This window comes from Variovorax sp. CF079, from assembly GCF_900101545.1.
In the GTDB taxonomy this organism is placed as follows: Bacteria; Pseudomonadota; Gammaproteobacteria; order Burkholderiales; family Burkholderiaceae_C; genus Variovorax.
This window is the reverse complement of sequence record NZ_FMZU01000013.1, coordinates 116,084-136,514: the sequence shown is the minus strand read 5'-3', so window position 1 is coordinate 136,514 and position 20,431 is coordinate 116,084. Positions and strand designations below refer to the sequence as shown.

General features: G+C 67.0%; 19 protein-coding genes. 3 read left to right on the top strand and 16 right to left on the bottom strand.

Translation table 11 applies throughout. The features are described from left to right. Positions 1–14 precede the first annotated feature (14 nt). Genes fdhD through BLS74_RS18575 form a run of 4 tightly spaced genes read right to left on the bottom strand, consistent with a single transcriptional unit; the run spans position 15 to position 5,813 of the window. Positions 15–866: a formate dehydrogenase accessory sulfurtransferase FdhD gene (gene fdhD, locus BLS74_RS18590; protein ID WP_093108620.1), complete on the bottom strand. Its 852-nt coding sequence runs from the start codon at positions 864–866 to the stop codon at positions 15–17. After that, positions 863–3,727, bottom strand: a complete 2,865-nt coding sequence (fdhF, locus tag BLS74_RS18585; RefSeq protein ID WP_093108619.1) for a formate dehydrogenase subunit alpha — start codon at positions 3,725–3,727, stop codon at positions 863–865. Before fdhF ends, fdhD begins: the two co-directional genes overlap by 4 nt. 20 nt (positions 3,728–3,747) lie before the next feature. Further along, complete coding sequence (locus BLS74_RS18580) at positions 3,748–5,304, bottom strand: formate dehydrogenase beta subunit (RefSeq protein ID WP_170855649.1); 1,557 nt, start codon at positions 5,302–5,304, stop codon at positions 3,748–3,750. Next, the gene (locus BLS74_RS18575; RefSeq protein ID WP_093108703.1) at positions 5,301–5,813 is read right to left on the bottom strand and encodes a formate dehydrogenase subunit gamma; all 513 of its coding nucleotides are present in this window, start codon (positions 5,811–5,813) and stop codon (positions 5,301–5,303) included. The genes BLS74_RS18580 and BLS74_RS18575 overlap by 4 nt, the downstream gene beginning before the upstream one ends. A gap of 141 nt (positions 5,814–5,954) precedes the next feature. Here BLS74_RS18575 and BLS74_RS18570 point away from each other — a divergent pair, with 141 nt between their 5' ends. Next, complete coding sequence (locus BLS74_RS18570) at positions 5,955–6,884, top strand: LysR family transcriptional regulator (protein WP_093108702.1); 930 nt, start codon at positions 5,955–5,957, stop codon at positions 6,882–6,884. On the opposite strand, the gene BLS74_RS34470 is transcribed toward BLS74_RS18570, so the two are convergent. Further along, positions 6,881–7,021, bottom strand: a complete 141-nt coding sequence (locus tag BLS74_RS34470; RefSeq protein WP_170855648.1) for a hypothetical protein — start codon at positions 7,019–7,021, stop codon at positions 6,881–6,883. The genes BLS74_RS18570 and BLS74_RS34470 overlap by 4 nt on opposite strands. A 175-nt stretch (positions 7,022–7,196) precedes the next feature. On the opposite strand from BLS74_RS34470, the gene oxlT reads away from it, so the two are divergent. Continuing rightward, positions 7,197–8,522 (top strand): oxalate/formate MFS antiporter, encoded by a 1,326-nt coding sequence (gene oxlT / locus BLS74_RS18565; RefSeq protein ID WP_093108618.1) that lies wholly within the window; start codon positions 7,197–7,199, stop codon positions 8,520–8,522. A 14-nt stretch (positions 8,523–8,536) separates the two neighbouring features. On the opposite strand, the gene BLS74_RS18560 is transcribed toward oxlT, so the two are convergent. Beyond that, positions 8,537–8,773 (bottom strand): hypothetical protein, encoded by a 237-nt coding sequence (locus tag BLS74_RS18560; RefSeq protein WP_093108617.1) that lies wholly within the window; start codon positions 8,771–8,773, stop codon positions 8,537–8,539. A 121-nt stretch (positions 8,774–8,894) separates the two neighbouring features. Between BLS74_RS18560 and BLS74_RS18555 the strand changes: the two genes are divergently transcribed. Then, positions 8,895–9,752: a LysR family transcriptional regulator gene (locus BLS74_RS18555; RefSeq protein WP_093108616.1), complete on the top strand. Its 858-nt coding sequence runs from the start codon at positions 8,895–8,897 to the stop codon at positions 9,750–9,752. 5 nt (positions 9,753–9,757) lie between these two features. On the opposite strand, the gene pyk is transcribed toward BLS74_RS18555, so the two are convergent. From pyk to oxc, 10 genes are all read right to left on the bottom strand, one after another. After that, complete coding sequence (gene pyk, locus BLS74_RS18550) at positions 9,758–11,176, bottom strand: pyruvate kinase (RefSeq protein WP_093108615.1); 1,419 nt, start codon at positions 11,174–11,176, stop codon at positions 9,758–9,760. Positions 11,177–11,186: 10 nt separating this feature from the next. Beyond that, positions 11,187–12,197: a 2-dehydropantoate 2-reductase gene (locus tag BLS74_RS18545; protein WP_093108614.1), complete on the bottom strand. Its 1,011-nt coding sequence runs from the start codon at positions 12,195–12,197 to the stop codon at positions 11,187–11,189. A 39-nt stretch (positions 12,198–12,236) separates the two neighbouring features. Continuing rightward, complete coding sequence (locus BLS74_RS18540) at positions 12,237–13,007, bottom strand: fumarylacetoacetate hydrolase family protein (protein ID WP_093108613.1); 771 nt, start codon at positions 13,005–13,007, stop codon at positions 12,237–12,239. A 7-nt stretch (positions 13,008–13,014) separates the two neighbouring features. After that, a complete protein-coding gene (gene sucD / locus BLS74_RS18535; RefSeq protein ID WP_093108612.1) occupies positions 13,015–13,914 on the bottom strand; it encodes a succinate--CoA ligase subunit alpha in 900 nt (299 codons plus the stop codon). Beyond that, positions 13,915–15,081, bottom strand: a complete 1,167-nt coding sequence (gene sucC, locus BLS74_RS18530; RefSeq protein WP_093108611.1) for an ADP-forming succinate--CoA ligase subunit beta — start codon at positions 15,079–15,081, stop codon at positions 13,915–13,917. It abuts the gene before it with no gap. Between the two features lie 33 nt (positions 15,082–15,114). Continuing rightward, a complete protein-coding gene (locus tag BLS74_RS18525; protein ID WP_093108610.1) occupies positions 15,115–15,444 on the bottom strand; it encodes an HAD family hydrolase in 330 nt (109 codons plus the stop codon). 173 nt (positions 15,445–15,617) lie between these two features. Beyond that, positions 15,618–16,865: a formyl-CoA transferase gene (gene frc / locus BLS74_RS18520; protein ID WP_093108609.1), complete on the bottom strand. Its 1,248-nt coding sequence runs from the start codon at positions 16,863–16,865 to the stop codon at positions 15,618–15,620. Beyond that, positions 16,862–17,299 (bottom strand): PAS domain-containing protein, encoded by a 438-nt coding sequence (locus BLS74_RS18515; RefSeq protein ID WP_093108608.1) that lies wholly within the window; start codon positions 17,297–17,299, stop codon positions 16,862–16,864. Before BLS74_RS18515 ends, frc (BLS74_RS18520) begins: the two co-directional genes overlap by 4 nt. Before the next feature lie 23 nt (positions 17,300–17,322). Next, a complete protein-coding gene (gene frc / locus BLS74_RS18510) occupies positions 17,323–18,585 on the bottom strand; it encodes a formyl-CoA transferase (protein WP_093108607.1) in 1,263 nt (420 codons plus the stop codon). 25 nt (positions 18,586–18,610) lie between these two features. Continuing rightward, the gene (gene oxc, locus BLS74_RS18505; RefSeq protein ID WP_093108606.1) at positions 18,611–20,398 is read right to left on the bottom strand and encodes an oxalyl-CoA decarboxylase; all 1,788 of its coding nucleotides are present in this window, start codon (positions 20,396–20,398) and stop codon (positions 18,611–18,613) included. Positions 20,399–20,431: the final 33 nt, after the last annotated feature.

The following is a 20,431-nucleotide window of genomic DNA, read 5'->3' as shown; positions in this document are numbered from 1 at the left end:
CTCTCGAATTGGATTCAGTGCGCGCGGCTTGCGCCGGACGCCGGGTTGGCCGAAGTACGTTCCGGCTGGCAATAGACCACCAGGTCTTCCTTGCGCGCGAAGCCGACCAGCGTGAGACCGGCCCGCTGCGCGGTCTCGACCGCGAAAGAGGTGGGCGCGGACACCGCGGCGAGCAGCGACACGCCGGCCATGGCGGTCTTCTGCACCATCTCGAAGCTGGCGCGGCTGGTGACGGCGATGAAGCCGGCCGACGCATCGACCCCGCTGGATGCCAGCGCGCCGATCAACTTGTCGAGTGCGTTGTGGCGCCCGACGTCCTCGCGCAAGCACATCACTTCGCCTTTCGCGGTGCACCATGCGGCCGCATGCACGGCGCCGGTGGCCTGCTGCAGCGTCTGCAAGGCGTGGAACTGCGACATGGCGCGGGCGATCGCGCGCCGATCCAGGCGCGCGGCATCGATAAGCACAGGCAGCTGGCGCGAGACCTGCGCCAGGCTTTCGGTGCCGCACAAGCCGCAACCGGTGCGCCCGGCCATCGAACGGCGCCGCTGCTTCAGGCGGGCGAACGCGGCGCTGGCCACTTCCAGATGCACGGTAATGCCGAGCGCCGAGGGCTCGGCCTCCACCGCATAGAGCTCGCGCGCATGGTCCAGGATGCCCTCGCTGAGCGAGAAGCCGAGCGCGAAGTCCTCCAGGTCCGAGGGCGTGGCGAGCATCACCGCGTGCGAGATGCCGTTGAACTCCAGCGCGACGGGCACTTCCTCGGCCACCCAGTCCTGCACCGCGAAGTCCAGCCCGCCGCGCACGCCGTTGACCGGCAGCAGGCGGGCGCCTTCGAAAAGCGGGGTTGCAACAACGGCTGTCACTTTGCGGGCACCGTTTCGTTGGCCTGCGCAGCCGTCAGCAAGCCCTGCTGGACCTCGTTGAAGCGGCTGTACTCCTGCTGCCACGCGGAGGGCTGCATCACCGGCATGACCTGCACCGCGGTGACCTTGTATTCAGGGCAGTTGGTGGCCCAGTCGGAGTTGTCGGTGGTGATGACGTTGGCGCCCGACTCGGGGAAGTGGAAGGTGGTGTAGACCACGCCCGGCTGCATACGTTCGGACACCGTGGCGCGCAGCACCGTCTCGCCCGCGCGGCTCTGGATGCCGACCCAGTCGTCGTCCTTGATGCCTCGTTCCTCGGCATCGTGCGGATGGATCTCCAGCCGGTCCTCGCTGTGCCACTGGTTGTTGTCGGTGCGGCGGGTCTGTGCGCCGACGTTGTACTGCGACAGGATCCGGCCGGTGGTGAGCAGCAGCGGGAACTTGCGCGTCACCTTCTCGTCGGTCGCCACGTACTGCGTGACGATGAAGCGGCCCTTGCCACGCACGAAGCTGTCGATGTGCATGGTCGGCGTGCCTTCGGGCGCGGCATCGTTGCAGGGCCACTGGATGCTGCCGAGCTCGTCGAGGCGCTTGTAGCTCACGCCGCGGAAGGTCGGCGTCAGCGCGGCGATCTCGGCCATGACGTCCTCCGGACTCTTGTAGTCCATCGGGTAGCCGAGCGCCTGCGCCAGCTTCACGGTGATCTCCCAGTCCGCATAGCCGGCCTTCGGCGGCATCACCTTGCGCACGCGCGAGATGCGGCGCTCGGCATTGGTGAAGGTGCCGTCCTTCTCCAGGAAGGACGAGCCGGGCAGGAACACGTGCGCGTACTTCGCGGTCTCGTTGAGGAACATGTCCTGCACCACCACGCACTCCATCGCCATCATCGCCGCCGCCACGTGCTGCGTGTTCGGATCGGACTGCACGATGTCCTCGCCCTCGCAGTAGAGGCCCTTGAAGGCGCCACCGAGCGCGGCGTCGAACATGTTGGGAATCCGCAGCCCCGGCTCGGGGTTGATCGGAACGCCCCAGGCGGCCTCGAAGCTCGCGCGGGTGGTGCTGTCCGAGACGTGGCGGTAGCCGGGCAGCTCGTGCGGGAAGGAACCCATGTCGCAGGCACCCTGCACGTTGTTCTGGCCGCGCAGTGGATTGACGCCGACGCCCTCGCGCCCCACGTTGCCGGTGACCATGGCCAGGTTCGCGATGCCCATCACCGTGGTCGAGCCCTGGCTGTGCTCGGTCACGCCGAGGCCGTAGTAGATGGCGCCGTTGCCGGCCGTGGCGAACAGGCGCGCCGCGGCACGCAGCTGCGCCGCCGGCACGCCGGTCGCCTCCTCCGTGGCCTCGGGCGACTGCTCGGGGCGGGCGACGAAGGCCTTCCATTCGTTGAACGATGCGGTGTCGCAGCGCTCGGCGATGAAGTCCTCCGCCGCCAGGCCTTCGGTGACGATGACGTGCGCGAGCGCAGTGACCACCGCCACGTTGGTGCCGGGCTTGAGCTGCAGGTGGTGCGCGGCCTTCACGTGCGGCGACTTCACGATGTCGATGCGGCGCGGATCGACCACGATCAGCTTCGCACCTTCGCGCAGCCGCCTCTTCATGCGCGAGGCGAACACCGGATGGCCGTCGGTCGGATTGGCGCCGATCACCATGACCACGTCGGCCTTCTCCACCGACTTGAAGGTCTGGGTGCCCGCGGATTCGCCCAGCGTTTGCTTGAGGCCGTAGCCGGTGGGCGAGTGGCACACACGGGCGCAGGTGTCGACGTTGTTGTTGCCGAAGGCGGCGCGCACGAGCTTCTGCACCAGGTAGGTTTCTTCGTTCGTGCAGCGCGAGGAGGTGATGCCGCCGATCGAATCCTTGCCGTACTTGGCCTGCAGGCGTTTGAACTCGCTCGCGGCATGGTTCAACGCGACCTCCCAGCTCACTTCCTGCCACGGGTCGCTGATCTTCGCGCGGATCATCGGCTTCAGCATGCGGTCCTGGTGCGTCGCATAGCCCCAGGCGAAGCGACCCTTGACGCAGGAGTGCCCTTCGTTGGCCTTGCCGTCCTTCCACGGCACCATTCGGACCACCTCGCTGCCCTTCATCTCGGCCTTGAAGGCGCAGCCCACGCCGCAGTAGGCGCAGGTGGTGATGACACTGTGTTCGGCCTGGCCGAGCCAGATCACCGACTTCTCCTGCAGCGTGGCCGTCGGGCAGGCCTCGACGCAGGCGCCGCAGCTCACGCACTCCGATTCCATGAAGGCCTGGTCCTGGCCCGGCGAGACGCGCGACTCGAAGCCGCGCCCGCTGATCGTGAGCGCGAAGGTGCCTTGCGTTTCTTCACAGGCGCGCACGCAGCGGTTGCAGACGATGCACTTCGACGGGTCGTAGGTGAAGTACGGGTTCGATTCGTCCTTCGCACTCTTCAGGTGGTTGGCGCCGTCGAAGCCGTAGCGCACGTTGCGCAGGCCGGTGACGCCCGCCATGTCCTGCAGCTCGCAGTTGCCGTTGGCCGAACAGGTGAGGCAGTCCAGCGGATGGTCGGAGATGTAGAGCTCCATCACGCCCTTGCGCAGCTCCTGGAGCTTCGGCGTCTGCGTGCGCACCTTCATGCCGGCCTCGGCGGGCGTGGTGCAGGAGGCCGGAAAGCCCTTGCGTCCATCGATCTCGACCAGGCACAGCCGGCACGAGCCGAAGGGCTCGAGGCTGTCCGTCGCGCACAGCTTGGGCACCTGGATGCCGGCATCGACCGCCGCGCGCATCAGCGAGGTGCCCGCGGGCACGGTCACTTCGTAGCCGTCGATCTCGAGCGTCACCTCGCGCTCGGACTCGCGGCGGGGCGTGCCGTAGTCGGTCTCTTTCAGGTGGTCGAGCATGGCTTGTTCCTCTTCTTTTCTCAGGCTGCTTTGCGATCGGGCACGACCAGCCCGAAGTCTTCGGGGAAATGGTTGAGTGCGGACAGCACCGGGAACGGCGTCATTCCGCCCATCGCGCACAGCGAGCCGTGGACCATCGTGTCGCACAGGTCGCGCAGCAGCATCACCTGCTGCGGCCGGTTCTGGTCGGCCCGGATCTTGTCGATGACCTCGACGCCGCGGGTCGATCCGATGCGGCAGGGCGTGCACTTGCCGCAGGACTCGATGGCGCAGAACTCCATCGCGTAGCGCGCGAGCTTCGAAAGATCGGCGGTGTCGTCATGGACCACGATGCCGCCGTGGCCGACCGTGCCGCCGACGGCGGCGTAGGCCTCGTAGTCCAACGGCAGGTCCCATTGCGATTCGGGCAGGTAGGCGCCCAGCGGCCCGCCCACCTGCACCGCCTTGATCGGCCGGCCGGATGCGGAGCCGCCGCCGTAGTCATAGAGCAGCTCGCGCAGCGTGACGCCGAAGGCCTTCTCGACCAGGCCGCCGTGCCTGATGTTCCCGGCCAGCTGCATCGGCAAGGTGCCGCGCGAACGCCCGACGCCGAAGTCGCGGTAGAACTCCGCGCCGCGCGCCAGGATGAGCGGCACGCTGGCCAGCGTGATCACGTTGTTGATCAGCGTGGGCTGGCCGAACAGGCCCTCGATGGCCGGCAGCGGCGGCTTGGCGCGCACGATGCCGCGCCTGCCCTCCAGGCTTTCGAGCAGCGCCGTTTCTTCGCCGCAGACGTAGGAGCCGGCGCCCTTGCGCACTTGCAGCCGGAAGCTGCGGCCCGATCGAAGGATGTCGTCGCCGAGGAAGCCTGCCGCCTCGGCGCGGCGGATGGCTTCGTTCATCGACGCGATCGCATGCGGGTATTCGGAGCGCACGTACACGTAGCCCATGCTCGCGCCGGTCGCGATGCCTGCGATGGTCATGCCTTCGATCAGCATGAAGGGGTCGCCTTCCATCGTCATGCGGTCGGAGAAGGTGCCCGAATCGCCTTCGTCGGCATTGCAGACGATGTACTTCTGCGCGGCCGCCGTCGCCAGCACCGTCTTCCACTTGATGCCGGCCGGGAAGGCCGCGCCGCCGCGCCCGCGCAGGCCCGAGTCCAGCACCTGCTGCACGATCTGCGCGGGTTCCAGCGCCAGCGCGCGGCGCAGGCCGGCGAAGCCTTCGTGTGCCTGGTAGTCGGTGAGCGACAGCGGATCGGTGATGCCCATGCGGGCGAAGGTGAGGCGCTCCTGCTTCTTCAGGTAGGCGATCTCCTCCGTCGGGCCGAGATGCAGCGCATGGGCCGCGCCCTCGAGGAAGCCCGCATCGAACAGGCTCGCCACATCCTCGACCGCCACCGGCCCGTAGGCGATGCGCCCGGCCGGCGTGGCCACCTCGACCAGCGGCTCGAGCCAGAACATGCCGCGCGAGCCGTTGCGCACCAGATGGATATCCGCACCACGCGCTGCGGCCTCGCCGGCGATGCGCCGCGCCACGCGGTCGGCGCCGGCGGCCAGGGCCGCGGAGTCGCGCGGCACGTAGACGGTGATGCTCATGATTCGCTCCGGGCCTGCGCCATCAGTGCATCGAAGACCCGCGGCGTGATGCGCGCATGCGGCTCGTCGTCCAGCATCATGGCAGGCGAGGAGGCGCACAGCCCGAGGCAGTAGACCGGCTCGAGGGTGAAGGCGCCGTCCTTCGAATCGCCATGCACCGCGCAGCCCAGATGCTGCTGCGCATGTGCGAGCAAGGCCTCGGCACCCATCGCCTGGCAGGCCTCGGCGCGGCAGATCTGGACCACGTGGCGTGCGGCCGGCTCGGCGCGGAAGTGGTGGTAGTAGGTGAGGACGCCATGGACCTCGGCACGCGACAAGTTCAGCGCAGCGGCGATCTCCGGCACGGCATCGGCAGGCACATAGCCCAGCGCGTCCTGCACGTCATGCAGGATCGGCAGCAGCGCGCCCGGCTCTTCGGCCCGTTGCGCCAGCACGCCGCGCACGGTCGCCAGCGCATCGACGCCGCTGCTGCGATGCGAGACCGTTCCTTGATCCTGAAGTGCCGACATGCTGTTCTCCTTGTTTGCCGCAACACCGTGTGGGGCGCAGTGTCGACAGCGGAGAAACGGCTGTCCAATTTATCCGGCGAATGGGCCGATGCGATTACTGAATCGAAGTCCGCCGCAAGGCGCAGGTACGATGAGTTCACGATGAAGAACGCGACCCTGCGCCAGTTGAAAGTCTTCGAGGCGGTCGCTCGCCTCTTGAGTTTTTCGCGCGCGGCCGAAGAGCTTCACCTGACCCAGCCGGCCGTCTCGACGCAGGTGCGCAAGCTCGAGGAGCACGCCGGCAACGTGCTGTTCGAGCAGTTCGGCAAGAAGATCTACCTGACCCCGGCCGGTGCGGAGCTGCTGCAGATCAGCCGCGCCATCATCCAGCAGTTCGAGGCGGCCGAGAACGCAATGACGCAGTTCAAGGGCGTCTCGGGCGGCAAGCTCAACGTGGGCGTGATCAGCGCCGGCGACTACTTCTTTCCACGCCTCCTGGTGGAGTTCGCGAGCCGCCATCGCGGCGTGACGCTGAACTTCACGGTCCACAACCGCGAGGGGCTTCTGACCCACATCGCCGAGAACCTCACCGACCTCGCGATCATGGTGCGGCCGCCGACCGACATGGACACGGTCAATCAGCCCTTCGCGCCGCATCCCTACGTGATCGTCGCGGCGCCGAGCCACCCGCTGGTCGGCGAGCGGAAGATCCCACGGGCCCGGCTGATGCGCGAGCCCTTCGTCGTGCGCGAGAAAGGCACCGACACCTGGAACTCGATGGAGGAAGGCTTCGGCGGCGACCTGCGCGACATCAACATCGCGATGGAGATCCCGAGCACAGAGACGATCAAGCAGGCGGTGATCGCGGGAATGGGCGTGAGCTTCGTGTCGGCGCACACCATCAGCCAGGAGCTGAAGGCCGGCAGCCTCAGCGTGCTCGACGTCGAGGGTTTCCCGCTGATGCTGAACTGGTACGTCGTGCATCGGCGCACCAAGCGCCTGCCGCCGGTGGCGCAGGCCTTCAAGGACTTTCTGCTCAGCGACGGCGCGTCGCTGATTGCGCAGATCGTCCCCTTCGATTCAGCAGCTTAGGGCCGCTGCAGAGCGGCGCGCGCCGCCTTGAAGAAGATCACGATGGGCATGGCGGCGATCAGCTCGCGCAGAAGCGCGCCCGCGCCGGATGGCGACTGGGTCTTGGTCGAGGTGGAATTCAATGCGGTGTGGTTCATGTTGCGTGGCCGATGCGTGGCGATGAGGAGTTGTCGATTTTAAGGGTTTACCCTTGGTTGATGGGAACTTGACTGCGGTCAAGAGCGTTTGCGCCGCGCCGTCCGACAGTCTTTCACTCCCAAAACGGGTCCGGCGTTCCGATGCCGCCGGACCTCTACGACAACAGGAGACTCCATGACTCGGCCAACGACCACGATCGCGGGTTCCAGCCCGGCGATGTATTCCCAGGCGGCAAGCTATGACGCAGCCGCGAACCGATCGCAGACGTACCGATGGGGACAGTTGCTGATCGGCATCGTGTGCATGGCGATGATCGCCAACCTGCAATACGGCTGGACCCTCTTCGTCAATCCGATCGCCGACAAGCATGGCTGGAGCCGCGCCGCGATCCAGGTGGCTTTCACGATCTTCGTGCTCACCGAGACCTGGCTGGTGCCGATCGAAGGCTACCTCGTCGATCGCTTCGGCCCGCGCCCGGTGGTGCTGGTCGGCGGCGTGCTGTGCGGTCTCGGGTGGGTGCTCAATTCGGTAGCCTCCTCGCTGCCGGTGCTCTACATCGCAGCGGCGATCGGCGGCATCGGCGCCGGCGCGGTCTACGGCACCTGCGTGGGCAATGCCTTGAAGTGGTTCCCCGACCGGCGCGGCCTCGCCGCGGGCATGACCGCGGCCGGCTTCGGGGCCGGATCGGCCCTCACGATCGTCCCGATCTCCGCGATGATCCACTCGCACGGCTACGAGGCGGCCTTCCTCTACTTCGGCATCGGGCAGGGGCTGATCGTCTTCCTGCTGGCCTGGGCGCTGACCCGGGCACCCAATCATGCGAAGGCGTCGAACAGCCGCAACGTGCAGCAGTCGCGCCGCGACTACGCCCCTTCCGAAGTGCTGAGGTCGCCTGTCTTCTGGGTCATGTACGCGATGTTCGTGATGGTGGCCGCCGGCGGCCTGATGGCCACGGCCCAGCTCGCGCCGATCGCCAAGGACTTCAAGATCATGGACGTGCCGGTCAACATCATGGGCCTGGTGCTGCCCGCGCTGACCTTCGCACTCGCGATCGATCGCGTGCTCAACGGCCTGACGCGGCCCTTCTTCGGCTGGGTCTCCGACAAGATCGGGCGCGAGCAGACGATGTTCATCGCGTTCGCGCTGGAATCGGTGGGCATCCTGATGCTCTACCACTATGGCCAGAACCCGATCCTCTTCGTCGTGCTGACCGGCATCGTGTTCTTCGCCTGGGGCGAGATCTACAGTCTCTTCCCCTCGACCTGCGCCGACACCTTCGGCTCCAGGTACGCAGCATCCAACGCCGGCATGCTCTACACCGCCAAGGGCACGGCGGCGCTGCTGGTGCCGCTCTCGAGCGTGCTCGCCGCGGCCACCGGCAGCTGGCAGGCCGTCTTCATCGTCGCCAGCGCGGTCAACGCCGCCGCGGCGCTGATGGCGTGGTTCGTGTTGCGTCCGATGCGGCGCAAGCACATCGCGCAGAGCCAGCAGCACTCATAGGCGGTCATCGCTCATCAGCGCAGGCCGATGCGCGAGGCACGCGACCGCAGCCAGGCGGCGCGCGCCGCGTTGCTGGCCTCGACGCGATTCGCGGCGGCGTGCAAGGCGCGCATCTGCTCGACTTCCTCGATGACCTGGTTCGGATTCAGCAAGGCCTTGACGAGCGCACCGGCCTCGGCGGCCAAGGTCCTGAGCGCACGGGCCCGGGCGCCAGCGGGGCTCGAAACGAATGATCGTTGAAGGATGGACATGGTGAGTTCCTGATTGCAGCGGGTTGCGATGCCTCCATGTTCGGACGGACTTGGCTCCAAGTAAAACGAGATTTATTGCCAATTGAATGCAAAAATACTGCATTCAAAACGAGCTGCCATCGTGGACATCAACCTGGCCCGCACCTTCCTCGAGATCGTCGAGACCCGCAGCTTCCAGCGCGCCGCCGAGCGGCTGCACGTGACGCAGACCTCGGTCAGCGCGCGCGTGCGAACGCTCGAAGCGCTGCTCGGCCGCAGGCTCTTCGTGCGCAACAAGGCCGGCGCCGCGCTCACCGCGGCCGGCGAGCGCTTCCTGCCGCACGCGACCACGCTGGTGCAGGTCTGGGCGCGTGCGCGCGACCAGGTGGCGGTGCCGACCGGCAGCCGCGCCGTGCTCGCGGCCGGGTGCGAGATCAGCCTGTGGGATCCGCTGCTGCTGCGCTGGCTGCTGTGGATGCGCGCCAGGCACCCGCAGCTCGCGCTGCGCACGGAAGTCGGCTACCCGCAGGACCTGCTCGACAAGGTGGCCGCGGGCGTGCTCGATGTCGCCATCGCCTATGCGCCGCAGCAGCGGCCCGGGCTGCGCGTGGAGCTCCTGATCGAGGAAAAGCTCGTCATGGTCACGACGGCGAAGCGTCCGCGCGTGCCGCGCCCGGCGGACTATGTGTACGTGGACTGGGGGCCCGAGTTCGCGGCGCAGCACGGCCTGGCTTTTCCCGAACTGTCGAGCGCGGCAGTGATGGCCGGGCTCGGGCCGCTCGGCCGCGAGTACCTGCTGGCCGCCGGCGGCACCGGCTATTTCCGGCTCGACGTGGTGCGCGGCCACCTGGAATCCGGGCATCTGCGCCGCGTGCCCCACACGCCGGAGTTTCTCTATCCGGCCTATGCGGTCTACGCGGTGGGCGCCGATCCCGCGATCATCGATCCCGCGCTGGCGGGCCTGCGGCAGGCCGCGGGCACGGAGGCCAGAAAGATCTGACCGGCTCAGCGCGCGATGCGCGCGACGTGCAGCAAGTTCGTCGTTCCGGACTGTCCGAAGGGCAGGCCCGCGACGACCACCACGTCGTCGCCCGGGTTCGCGAATCCCTCGTCGCGCGCGCTGCGGCAGGCGCACTCGATCATCTCGGCGACATCGTGAACGTCGTCCACCAGCACCGCATGCACGCCCCAGACCATGGCCATGCGGCGCGCGGTGGCGACGGAGGGCGTCAGGCTCAGCACGGGCACGGCGGGTCGCTCGCGCGCGGCGCGCAGGCTGGTGAAGCCCGAGGAGGTGTAGGTCACGGTGGCGGCCGGAGAGAGCAGCCCGGCCACGTTGCGCAGCGACGCGCAGACCGCGTCGGCAGTGGTCGCCTCGGCCGCGGCATGCGTGGCGTCGATGCCGCTGCGGTAGGACGGGTCCGCTTCCACGCGGGCGACGATGCGGTCCATCATCGCAACCGCTTCCAGTGGGTATTGGCCCGAGGCGGATTCGGCGGACAGCATCACCGCGTCCACGCCGTCGTAGATCGCGGTCGCCACGTCGGAGACCTCGGCGCGGGTGGGCACCGGCGAGGCGATCATCGACTCGAGCATCTGCGTCGCCACCACCACCGGCTTGCCGCCCTTGCGGCAGGCGCGCACGATGAGGCGCTGCAGTTCCGGCACCTGCTCGGGCGGCAGCTCGACGCCGAGGTCGCCGCGCGCGACCATGATGCCGTCGGACAAGGCGACGATGCCGTCCAGGTGCTCGATCGCGGCCGGCTTCTCGAGCTTGGCCATGATCCAGGCGCGTGTGCCGATGAGGGCGCGCGCCTCCTCGATGTCCTCGGGCCGCTGCACGAAGGAGAGCGCAACCCAGTCCACGCCCATCGCGAGCCCGAAGGCCAGGTCGTCGCGGTCCTTCGCGGTCAGCGGCGAGATCGGCAGCAGCACGCTCGGCACGTTGACGCCCTTGCGGTCCGAGATCGGTCCGCCGACAAGCACGGTGGTCTCGGCGAAATCCGCGCCGTGGCTTTCCACGCGCAGGCGCAGCTTGCCGTCGTCGAGCAGCAGCTCGGTGCCGGTCTGCAGCGCCGCGAAGATCTCCGGATGCAGCAGCGGCGCGCGGCGGGCATCGCCGGGGGTCCTGTCCATGTCGAGGCGCAGTCGCGCACCGGCTTCGAGCTGCGTCCTGCCGCCTTCGAAAGTGCCCAGGCGCAGCTTCGGCCCTTGCAGGTCGAGCAGCACGCCGATCGGCCGGCCGAACTCCTTCTCCAGCGCGCGGATGGTTTCCAGGCGCCGCGCATGGTCGGACTGCGTGCCGTGGCTGAAGTTGAGCCGGAACACGTCCACGCCGCGCTCGAACAGGGCGCGGATGGCCTGCTCGTCCGAAGTGGACGGGCCGAGCGTGGCGACGATCTTGGCGCTGCGGGCGCGTCTCATGGTGAGGGCCTCAAGCCATCTCGTGAAGGCGGACCCGTCCGCGCTGGTCCTCCATCGTGCGAGCCAGCAGCTTGACCAGCGAGTAGACGGTGTCGATATGCGGCGTCTGCGTGTCGGTCAGCCGGGCCAGCTCGACCACCGCGCCCACCAGCGCATCGATCTCCGGGGCACGCCCGGCCTCCACGTCCTGCAGCATCGAGGTCTTGTGCTTGCCCACCTTCTCGGCGCCGGCGATGCGCTTTTCCAGCGACACGCGGAACTCGATGCCCAGCTTGTGCGCGACGGCCTGGGCTTCCCGCATCATCGCGGCGGCGAGGTCGCGCGAGGGCGGGTACTGGCAGATGTCGACCAGCGTGGAATGCGACAGGCTGCTGATCGGATTGAAGGTCAGGTTGCCCCACAGCTTGAGCCAGATCTCGGCGCGGATGTTGTCGAGCACGGGCGCCTTGAAACCCGCGTTGGCGAAGCAGGCCGCGACGCGGTTCACGCGCTCGCTCGAGGTGCCGTCCAGTTCGCCAACGGGGAAGCGGTCGCCCTCGATGTGCTTCACCACGCCCGGCGCCACCAGCTCGGAAGCGGGGTAAACCACGCAGCCGATCACGCGCTCCGCAGGAATCCTCGCGGCCACGACGCCATGCGGATCGACGCTCTTCACCGTGCTTCCTTCGAGCGGCCCGCCGTGCTTGTGGAAGTACCAGTAGGGGATGCCGTTCTGCATCGTCACCACCACGGTCGCGGGGCCGAAGAGTTTGGGCACTTCGTTCGCCACCGCTTCGACCTGGTGCGCCTTCATCGCGAGGATGATGATGTCCTGCACGCCGGCCTGGTCGTAGCGATCGGTGGCCTTCACGTTTCGCGCCACCTGCTCCTCGCCGTCGGCCGCGATCAGCTTGAAGCCGTTGGTGGCGATGGCGTCGAGGTTGGCTCCGCGCACGATGAACGTCACGTCCTCGCCGGCCAGCGCGAGCTTTGCTCCGACCAGGCCGCCGATGGCGCCTGCGCCGATGACTGCTATCTTCATGTCTATCCTTGAAGTGTTGAATCTCTTGCGCGGCAGGCCCTAGCCGAAGCGATTGCTCAGCTTGCCGATGCCGTTGATCTCGACCTCGACCAGGCTGCCCGGCTTCATCGAGCCGACGCCGACCGATGTGCCGCACAGGATGACGTCGCCCGGATGCAGCGTCATGTCGAAGGAGATCAGGCTGACCAGCTGCTGCACCGAGAAGCGCATGTCGCTGATCGGATAGTGCTGGCGCGCCGCGCCGTCGAGCAGCGTGGTCACGGTGAGCGTCGCGGGGTCGAGGCCGGTGGCGACCACCGGGCCCATCGGGCAGAAGGTGTCGAAGCCCTTGGCGCGCGCCCACTGCGCAAAGGAGGCGTCGCGGTTCAGGATGTCGGCCACCGTCACGTCGTTGGCGCAGGTGTAGCCGAACACATGGTCGAGCGCCGCTTCCTCGGCCACCGCCGTGCAGGTCTTGCCGATGACGATGCCGAGCTCGCCCTCGAACACCACCTTGCCCTCGCACAAGGGCTTGCGGATGGGCTCACCCGCGGCGAGAAAGGAGTTGGGCGCCTTCAGCAGGTAGAGCGGCTCGGCCGGCACCGGCAGGTTCAGCTTCTCGCCGAGCGCGTGGAAGTTGTTCCACAGCGCGATGACCTTGGTCGGCCGGGTCGGCGTCAGCAGCTTGAGCTCGTCCAGCGCGAACACGCTGCCCGTCGCTTCGGGGCTGCCGAACATGTCGCCCTGGTGCTCGCGCACCTTGTTGCCGTCGAGCGTGCCGAAGCCCGGCTTGCCGGCGCGTTCGAAGCGAATCCACTGTTGCTGTTGCATGTCGGTCTCAATCGAAGGGGAGGTAATCCGGAATGACCAGCGATGCGAGCAGCTTGCCCATCTCTGCCGGATTGCGCGTCACGTGGATGCCGCATTCCTGCATCACCGACAGCTTGGCCTCCGCCGTGCCCTTGCCGCCGGAAATGATGGCGCCCGCGTGGCCCATGCGCTTGCCCGGCGGCGCGGTAGCGCCGGCGATGAAGCCGACCACGGGCTTTCGCATGTGCTCCTTGATCCAGCGCGCGCAGTTCTCTTCCTCGTTGCCGCCGATCTCGCCGACCATGATCACCGCGTCGGTTTGCGGGTCGTCGTTGAACATCTTCAGCACGTCGATATGCCTGAGCCCGCCGACCGGATCGCCGCCGATGCCGACCACCGTCGACTGCCCGATATCGAAGCTGGCGAGCTGGTGGGCGGCTTCGTAGGTCAGCGTGCCGGAGCGCGACACCACGCCGACGCGGCCCTTCTGGTGGATGTGGCCCGGCATGATGCCGATCTTGATTTCGTCCGGGGTGATCAGGCCCGGGCAATTGGGGCCGAGCAGGATCGTCTTGCGGCCCTGCATGCGGTGGCGGGTGCGGATCATGTCGCGCACGGGGATGCCTTCGGTGATGCAGACGACGAGGTCGAGCTCGGCATCGACCGCCTCGTCGATGGCGGCGGCCGCGAAGGGCGGCGGCACATAGATCACCGAGACGGTCGCGCCGGTCTCGGCCTTGGCGTCCTTGACGCTGCCGAAGATCGGGATGCCGTCGAAGTACTTGCCTGCCTTGCTCGGGTTCACGCCGGCGACGAAGCATTTCCTGCCGTTGCCGTAGTCGCGGCACATCGCGGTGTGGAAGCTCCCGGTCTTGCCGGTGATGCCCTGCGTGATCACGCGGGTGTTCTTGTTGATGAGGATGGACATCTATCGGCCTTTCGCCGCTGCGACGACGCGCTCGGCCGCATCCGCCATGTCGTCCGCACTGATGATGGGAAGGCCCGACTGCGCGAGGATGATCCGGCCCAGCTTTTCGTTGGTACCCTTCATGCGCACCACCAGCGGCACCTGGAGCCGCACCTCGCGCGCGGCGGCGATCACGCCCTGGGCGATCAGGTCGCACTTCATGATGCCGCCGAAGATGTTGACCAGGATGGCCGCCAGCTTCGGATTGCGCAGCATCAGCTTGAAGGCCTCCGTCACCTTCCCGGCCGTCGCGCCGCCGCCCACGTCGAGGAAGTTGGCGGGCGATCCGCCGTACAGCTTGATCACGTCCATCGTCGCCATGGCCAGGCCCGCGCCGTTGACCAGGCAGCCGATGTTGCCGTCGAGCGGGATGTAGGAGAGGTCGAACTTCGAGGCCTCGACCTCGGCCGGGTCTTCCTCGTCGAGATCGCGCAGCGCGACGATCTCCGGATGGCGGAAGAGCGCGTTCGGGTCGAAGTCGAACTTGGCGTCGAGCGCGATCACGCGGCCGTCGCTGGTCAGGACCAGCGGATTGATCTCGGCCAGCGATGCATCGCATTCGTCGAAGGCGCGGTACAGGTTCTGCATGAAGCTGCGCGCCTCTGGGATCGACTTCGCGGGGATGCCGATCCGGCGTGCGGCGTCGTCCGCCTGGCCCACCGTCAGGCCCGCGATCGGATCGATGGCCACCTTGTGGATCTTTTCGGGCGTGCGGGCCGCCACATCTTCGATGTCCATACCGCCTTCGCTCGAGGCCATCAGCGCGACGCGCTGGGTGTCGCGGTCCACCGCCAGCCCCAGGTAGAACTCTTTCGCGATGTCGGCGCCCTCCTCGATCAGGAGCCGCTTCACCAGGCGCCCCTCGGGCCCGGTCTGATGCGTTCTCAAGCGCATGCCGAGGATCTGCTCGGCATGCTGCCGCACTTCCGCCATGGATCTCGCCAGTTTCACGCCGCCGCCCTTGCCGCGCCCGCCGGCGTGGATCTGCGCCTTGACGACCCAGCGCGCGCCGCCGAGCCGAGTGGCCGCATCCACCGCCTCCTCAGGCGACATGCAGAGAAAGCCGCGCGGCGTGGCCACGCCGTATTTCCGCAATACCTCTTTGCCCTGGTATTCGTGGATATTCATGGCTTTGGCGGTTTTTTAGGGGACGGGCAGGGCCTAGGCGCCGAGTTCGCAACCGGGCATTTGCGCCCAGTCGAAATACCTGGCCGGCATCGCGCCGGGCGCAATGCCGCGTTGCATGTGCTCGGCCTTCTTTTGCCGGATGACTTCGACGAGGAATTCAGTCTCGTAGGACTTGAGAAGGTGCGACTGGTGGGTCTTCAGGTAATGGCCGATCCGTTCCGCCTCGTTCTGGCTTTGGCTCAGCAATTCGTAATAGGTATGGCTGTCCCAATGCCACCTGAATCCCAATTCATAGAACGCCGCGTTGTAGGCGTTCCGTTCGATTTCGTCATTCCGGTACTGGATTGGCAAATCGTTGACCATGAGCTTCTCCTTCAAATTGAATGCCGCGGTGGTGAATCGAATGCGCTCGGCATATTCAAAATGTAGAGTGGTCGATCAATAAATAATAGTGAAAGTATTTTATTGAATGTATTTGCTATGAGTTATGGATTGAGGGCACCAGAATCCGTTGTGCACCCTCGTCCGCGCTCAGCTCAGATCACGCGCTCTTCGCGCAGCATCGCCAGGTCGTCCGCGCTGTAGCCGAGCTGCCGCAGCACTTCCTCGGTGTGTTCGCCGAGCAGCGGCGAACGCGTCACCTCAGTCGGGCTGTCGGACATCTTGATGGGGTTGCCGACCGTCAGGTACTTGCCCCGCGTCGGGTGGTCCACCTCGACGATGGTTCCGCTCTCGCGCAGCGACTCGTCCGCGGCGATTTCCTTCATCGACAGGATCGGCCCGCAGGGAATGTCGTACTTGTTGAGGATCTCCATGGCCTCGAACTTGTCCTTGGTCATGGTCCACTGCTCGATGCGCGCGAAGATCGGCTTCAGGTGCAAGAGGCGTGCGGCCGGCGTGGCATAGGCCTCGTCGTCGATCCAGCCCTCTTCGCCGATGACCTTGCACACCGCCGGCCAGACTGCGCCCTGCGTGATGAAGTAGATGTACGCATTCGGGTCGGTCTCCCAGCCCTTGCAGCGCAGGATCGAGCCCGGCTGGCCGCCGCCGGAGGCGTTGCCGGCGCGCGGCACGGCGTCGCCGAACTTGCCGTCGGGGTACTGCGGGTATTCGTGCATGGTGCCGGTGCGTTCGAGCCGCTGCTGGTCGCGCATCTTCACGCGGCACAGGTTGAGCACCGCGTCCTGCATCGGCGCCAGCACCTGCTGCCCGCGCCCTGTGCTGTTGCGCTGGTAAAGAGCGGCGACGATGCCGAGCGCCAGGTGCAGGCCGGTACCGCTGTCGCCGATCTGCGCGCCGGTCACGACCGGCGGGCCGTCGTCGAAGCCGGTCGTCGACGCGGCGCCGCCGGCGCACTGCGCGACGTTCTCGTAGACCTTGCAGTGCTCGTACTTGCCCGGCCCGAAGCCCTTGACCGAGGCCACGATCATGCGCGGGTTCAAGTCCTGGATGTGGCTCCAGGTGATGCCCATGCGGTCCAGCGCACCGGGAGCGAAGTTCTCGACCAGCACGTCGCAGGTCTTGATCAGCGTGTCGAGGACCTGCTTGCCCTTGGGCTTCTTGGTGTCCAGCGTGATCGAGCGCTTGTTGTGGTTCAGCATCGTGAAGTAGAGGCTGTCCACGCCGGGAATGTCGCGCAGCTGGCCGCGCGTCGCATCGCCTTCGCCGGCGCGCTCGACCTTGATCACGTCGGCGCCGAACCAGGCCAGCAGCTGGGTGCAGGTGGGGCCCGACTGCACATGGGTGAAATCGAGAATCCGAACGCCCTCGAGTGCCTTGCTCATTGTGTCTCCTTGGATCTGGCCTCGACTTCTACCAGACGGGCGCGCAGTTTGCGCTCCTCGGCGAAGCGGGCGGTCTCGTCGCGCACGATGGCGACAATGCCCGTGACCTTGCGATCCTCCGAAAACAACATCGATACCGTGAAGGCGATCGACAGCGTGTGCCCGTCCTTGTGCAGGGCGGGCACGCGCAGCAGGTCGGCGCCGTACTTGGTGATGCCCGTGTCCATGGTCTTTTGATAGCCGTCCCAGTGCCGGCCGCGCTGGCGTTCCGGGATGATCAGATCGAGCGACTTGCCCAGCGCCTCGGCTTCGGTGTAGCCGAAGATGCGCTCGGCTGCCTGGTTCCAGAGCGTGATCGCGCCTTGCGCATCCGCGACCATGATGGCGTCGCCGGCGCCGGCGACGAGCTGTTTCAAATCCACGTTCGATTGCAAGGCGCCGCTCCCTCTTTCCAGTCTCAAACCGCTTTGGACTCGCGCAAGTTGATGATCTGTTCCTTGCTGTAGCCCAGCTCGGCCAGCACATCGTCGGTGTGCTCGCCCAAAAGCGGCGAAGGCGTGATCTCGGGCTTCAGGTCGGAGAACTTGATCGGGCTGCCGACGGTGAAGTAGTTGCCGCGCTCCTTGTGGCCCTTCACCTCGACGATCGAGCCGCTCTTGCGCAGCGATTCGTCGTGCAGCAGTTCCTTCATCGTCAGCACCGGCGAGCAGGGAATGTCGAACTTGCGCAGGATGTCGACCGCCTCGAACTTGGTCTTGTCGGCCAGCCAGTCCTCGATGGTTGCGAAGATCGCGGTGATGTGCGGCTGGCGTGCCTTGGCCGTCATGTAGTCGGGGTCGGTCTTCCATTCGGGCTTGCCGATGGCGTCGCAGATCGGGGCCCAGGCGTGGCCCTGCACGGTGAAGTAGATGTACGCGTTGGGGTCGGTTTCCCAGCCCTTGCACTTGAGCACCCAGCCCGGCTGGCCGCCGCCGCCGGCATTGCCGCCGCGCGGAACCACGTCGCTGAAGGTGCCATGCGGGTACTGCGGGTACTCTTCCAGGTAGCCGAGCTTGTCCAGGCGCAGCTGGTCGCGCATCTTCACGCGGCAGAGGTTGAGCACCGCGTCCTGCATCGCGCAGGCCACGCGCTGGCCCTTGCCGGTCTGCTGGCGGCCGATGATGGCGGTCAGGATGCCGATCGCCAGGTGCATGCCGGTGTTGCTGTCGCCCAGGGCGGCGGCGCTGACGGTCGGCGGGCCGTCCCAGAAGCCGGTGGTCGAGGCGGCGCCGCCGGCGCACTGCGCGACGTTCTCGTAGACCTTGAGGTCGTCGTAGTGGTGGCCGTCGCTGAAGCCCTTGACCGAGGCGACGATCATCTTGGGGTTCAGTTCCTGGATGCGCTCCCAGGTGAAGCCCATGCGGTCGAGCGCGCCGGGGCCGAAGTTCTCGACCAGCACGTCGGATTCGCGGATCAGCTTCTCCAACACCACCTTGCCCTCGGGCTGCTTGGTGTCCAGCGTCAGCGAGCGCTTGTTGCTGTTGAGCATGGTGAAGTAGAGCGCGTCGACGTCGGGGATGTCGCGCAGCTGGGTGCGCGTGACGTCGCCGGAGCCCGGGCGCTCGACCTTGATGACGTCGGCGCCGAACCAGGCCAGCATCTGCGTGCAGGCGGGACCGGCCTGGACATGGGTGAAGTCGATGATCTTGATGCCGTTGAGTGGTTTGTTGCTGCTGCTCATGGGATATCTCCTGTGTTGCCTGGGATTACTTCTTCTTCGCCGTCGCCGGGTTCAGACTGGTGATGCGGCCGCTTTCGGTGCCGGCGGTCTCGTCGATCACGGCGTTGATCAGGGTCGGCCGGCCGGAGGCGACGGCCTCGGCGAGGGCCTTTTCCAGCTCGTCGGCGGTGGTGGCGTTGACGCCGACGCCGCCGAAGGCTTCGATCAGCTTGTCGTAGCGCGCGTTCTTGACGAACACGGTCGGCGCCACGTCGGGCGTGCCGCTCACGTTCACGTCGGTGCCGCGGTAGACGCCGTTGTTGTTGAAGACGACGATGCAGATGGGCAGGTTGTAGCGGCAGATGGTCTCGACTTCCATGCCGCTGAAGCCGAAGGCGCTGTCGCCTTCGATCGCGATCACCGGCTTGCCGGTGACCACGGCCGCGGCGACCGCGAAGCCCATGCCGATGCCCATGATCCCCCAGGTGCCCACGTCGAGGCGTTTGCGCGGCTCGTACATGTCGACGATGCTGCGCGCGAAGTCCAGCGTGTTGGCGCCTTCGTTGACAACGATGGCATCGGGCCGCGCCTTCACCTGATCGCGGATCACGCTGAGCGCGCTGTGGAAGTTCATCGGCGAGGGCCGGGCGGCCAGCGTGGCGGCCATCTTCGACAGGTTCTTGTCCTTGCGCTCGGCGATGGTGCCGGTCCAGTCGGCCGGCGGCTTGGCCCACTTGGCGTCGACGCCGGCCAGGAGCGCCGCCACGCAGGAGCCGATGTCGCCGATCACCGGCGCGGCGATCGCGACGTTGCTGTCGATCTCGGTCGGCGCGATGTCGATCTGGATGAACTGCTTGGCGCCCTTCTCCTGGGCCCAGGTCTTGCCCTTGCCGTGCGACAGCAGCCAGTTGAGCCGCGCGCCGACCAGCATCACGACGTCGGCTTCCTGCAGCACATAGGAACGCGCGGCCGCGGCCGACTGCACATGGGTGTCGGGCAGGAGGCCCTTGGCCATCGACATCGGCAGGTAGGGGATGCCGGTCTTCTCGATCAGTGCCCGAATGTCGGCGTCGGCCTGCGCGTAGGCCGCGCCCTTGCCCAGCAGGATCAGCGGTTTCTTGGCACTCTTGAGCAGGTCGAGCGCGCGCTTCACCGCGTCGGGTGCCGGAATCTGGCGCGGCGCCGGATCGACCACCTTGATCAGCGATCGCTTGCCGGCAGCCGCGTCCATGGTCTGGGCGAACAGCTTGGCCGGCAGGTCGAGGTACACGCCGCCCGGGCGGCCCGACAGGGCCGAGCGGATCGCCCGCGCGATGCCAACGCCGATGTCCTCGGCATGGAGCACGCGGAAGGCCGCCTTGCACAGCGGCTTGGCGATCGCGAGCTGGTCCATCTCCTCGTAATCGCCCTGCTGCAGGTCGACGATCTCGCGCTCGCTCGAGCCGCTGATCAGGATCATCGGGAAGCAGTTGGTGGTGGCGTTGGCCAGCGCGGTCAGGCCGTTGAGGAAGCCGGGCGCCGACACCGTCAGGCAGATGCCGGGCTTCTGCGTCAGGAAGCCGGCGGCCGCGGCCGCGTTGCCGGCGTGCTGCTCGTGACGGAACGAGATCACGCGCATGCCTTCGGCCTGCGCCATGCGCGTGAGGTCGGTGATCGGGATGCCGGGCAGGCCGAAGATGGTGTCGATGTCGTTCAGCTTCAGCGCGTCGATCACCAGGTGGAAGCCATCGGTCGTTTCGCGGGCCGGCGCGTCGTCGGTCATGTTCTTGAGCGCGCGCTGGAGCGTGTCGTCGGCCGCCAGGGCTGCCTGTTTGTCTGTGCTAACTGAAGACATGTCTCTCCTTTTGCTTTGGATGAATGGCCGGGG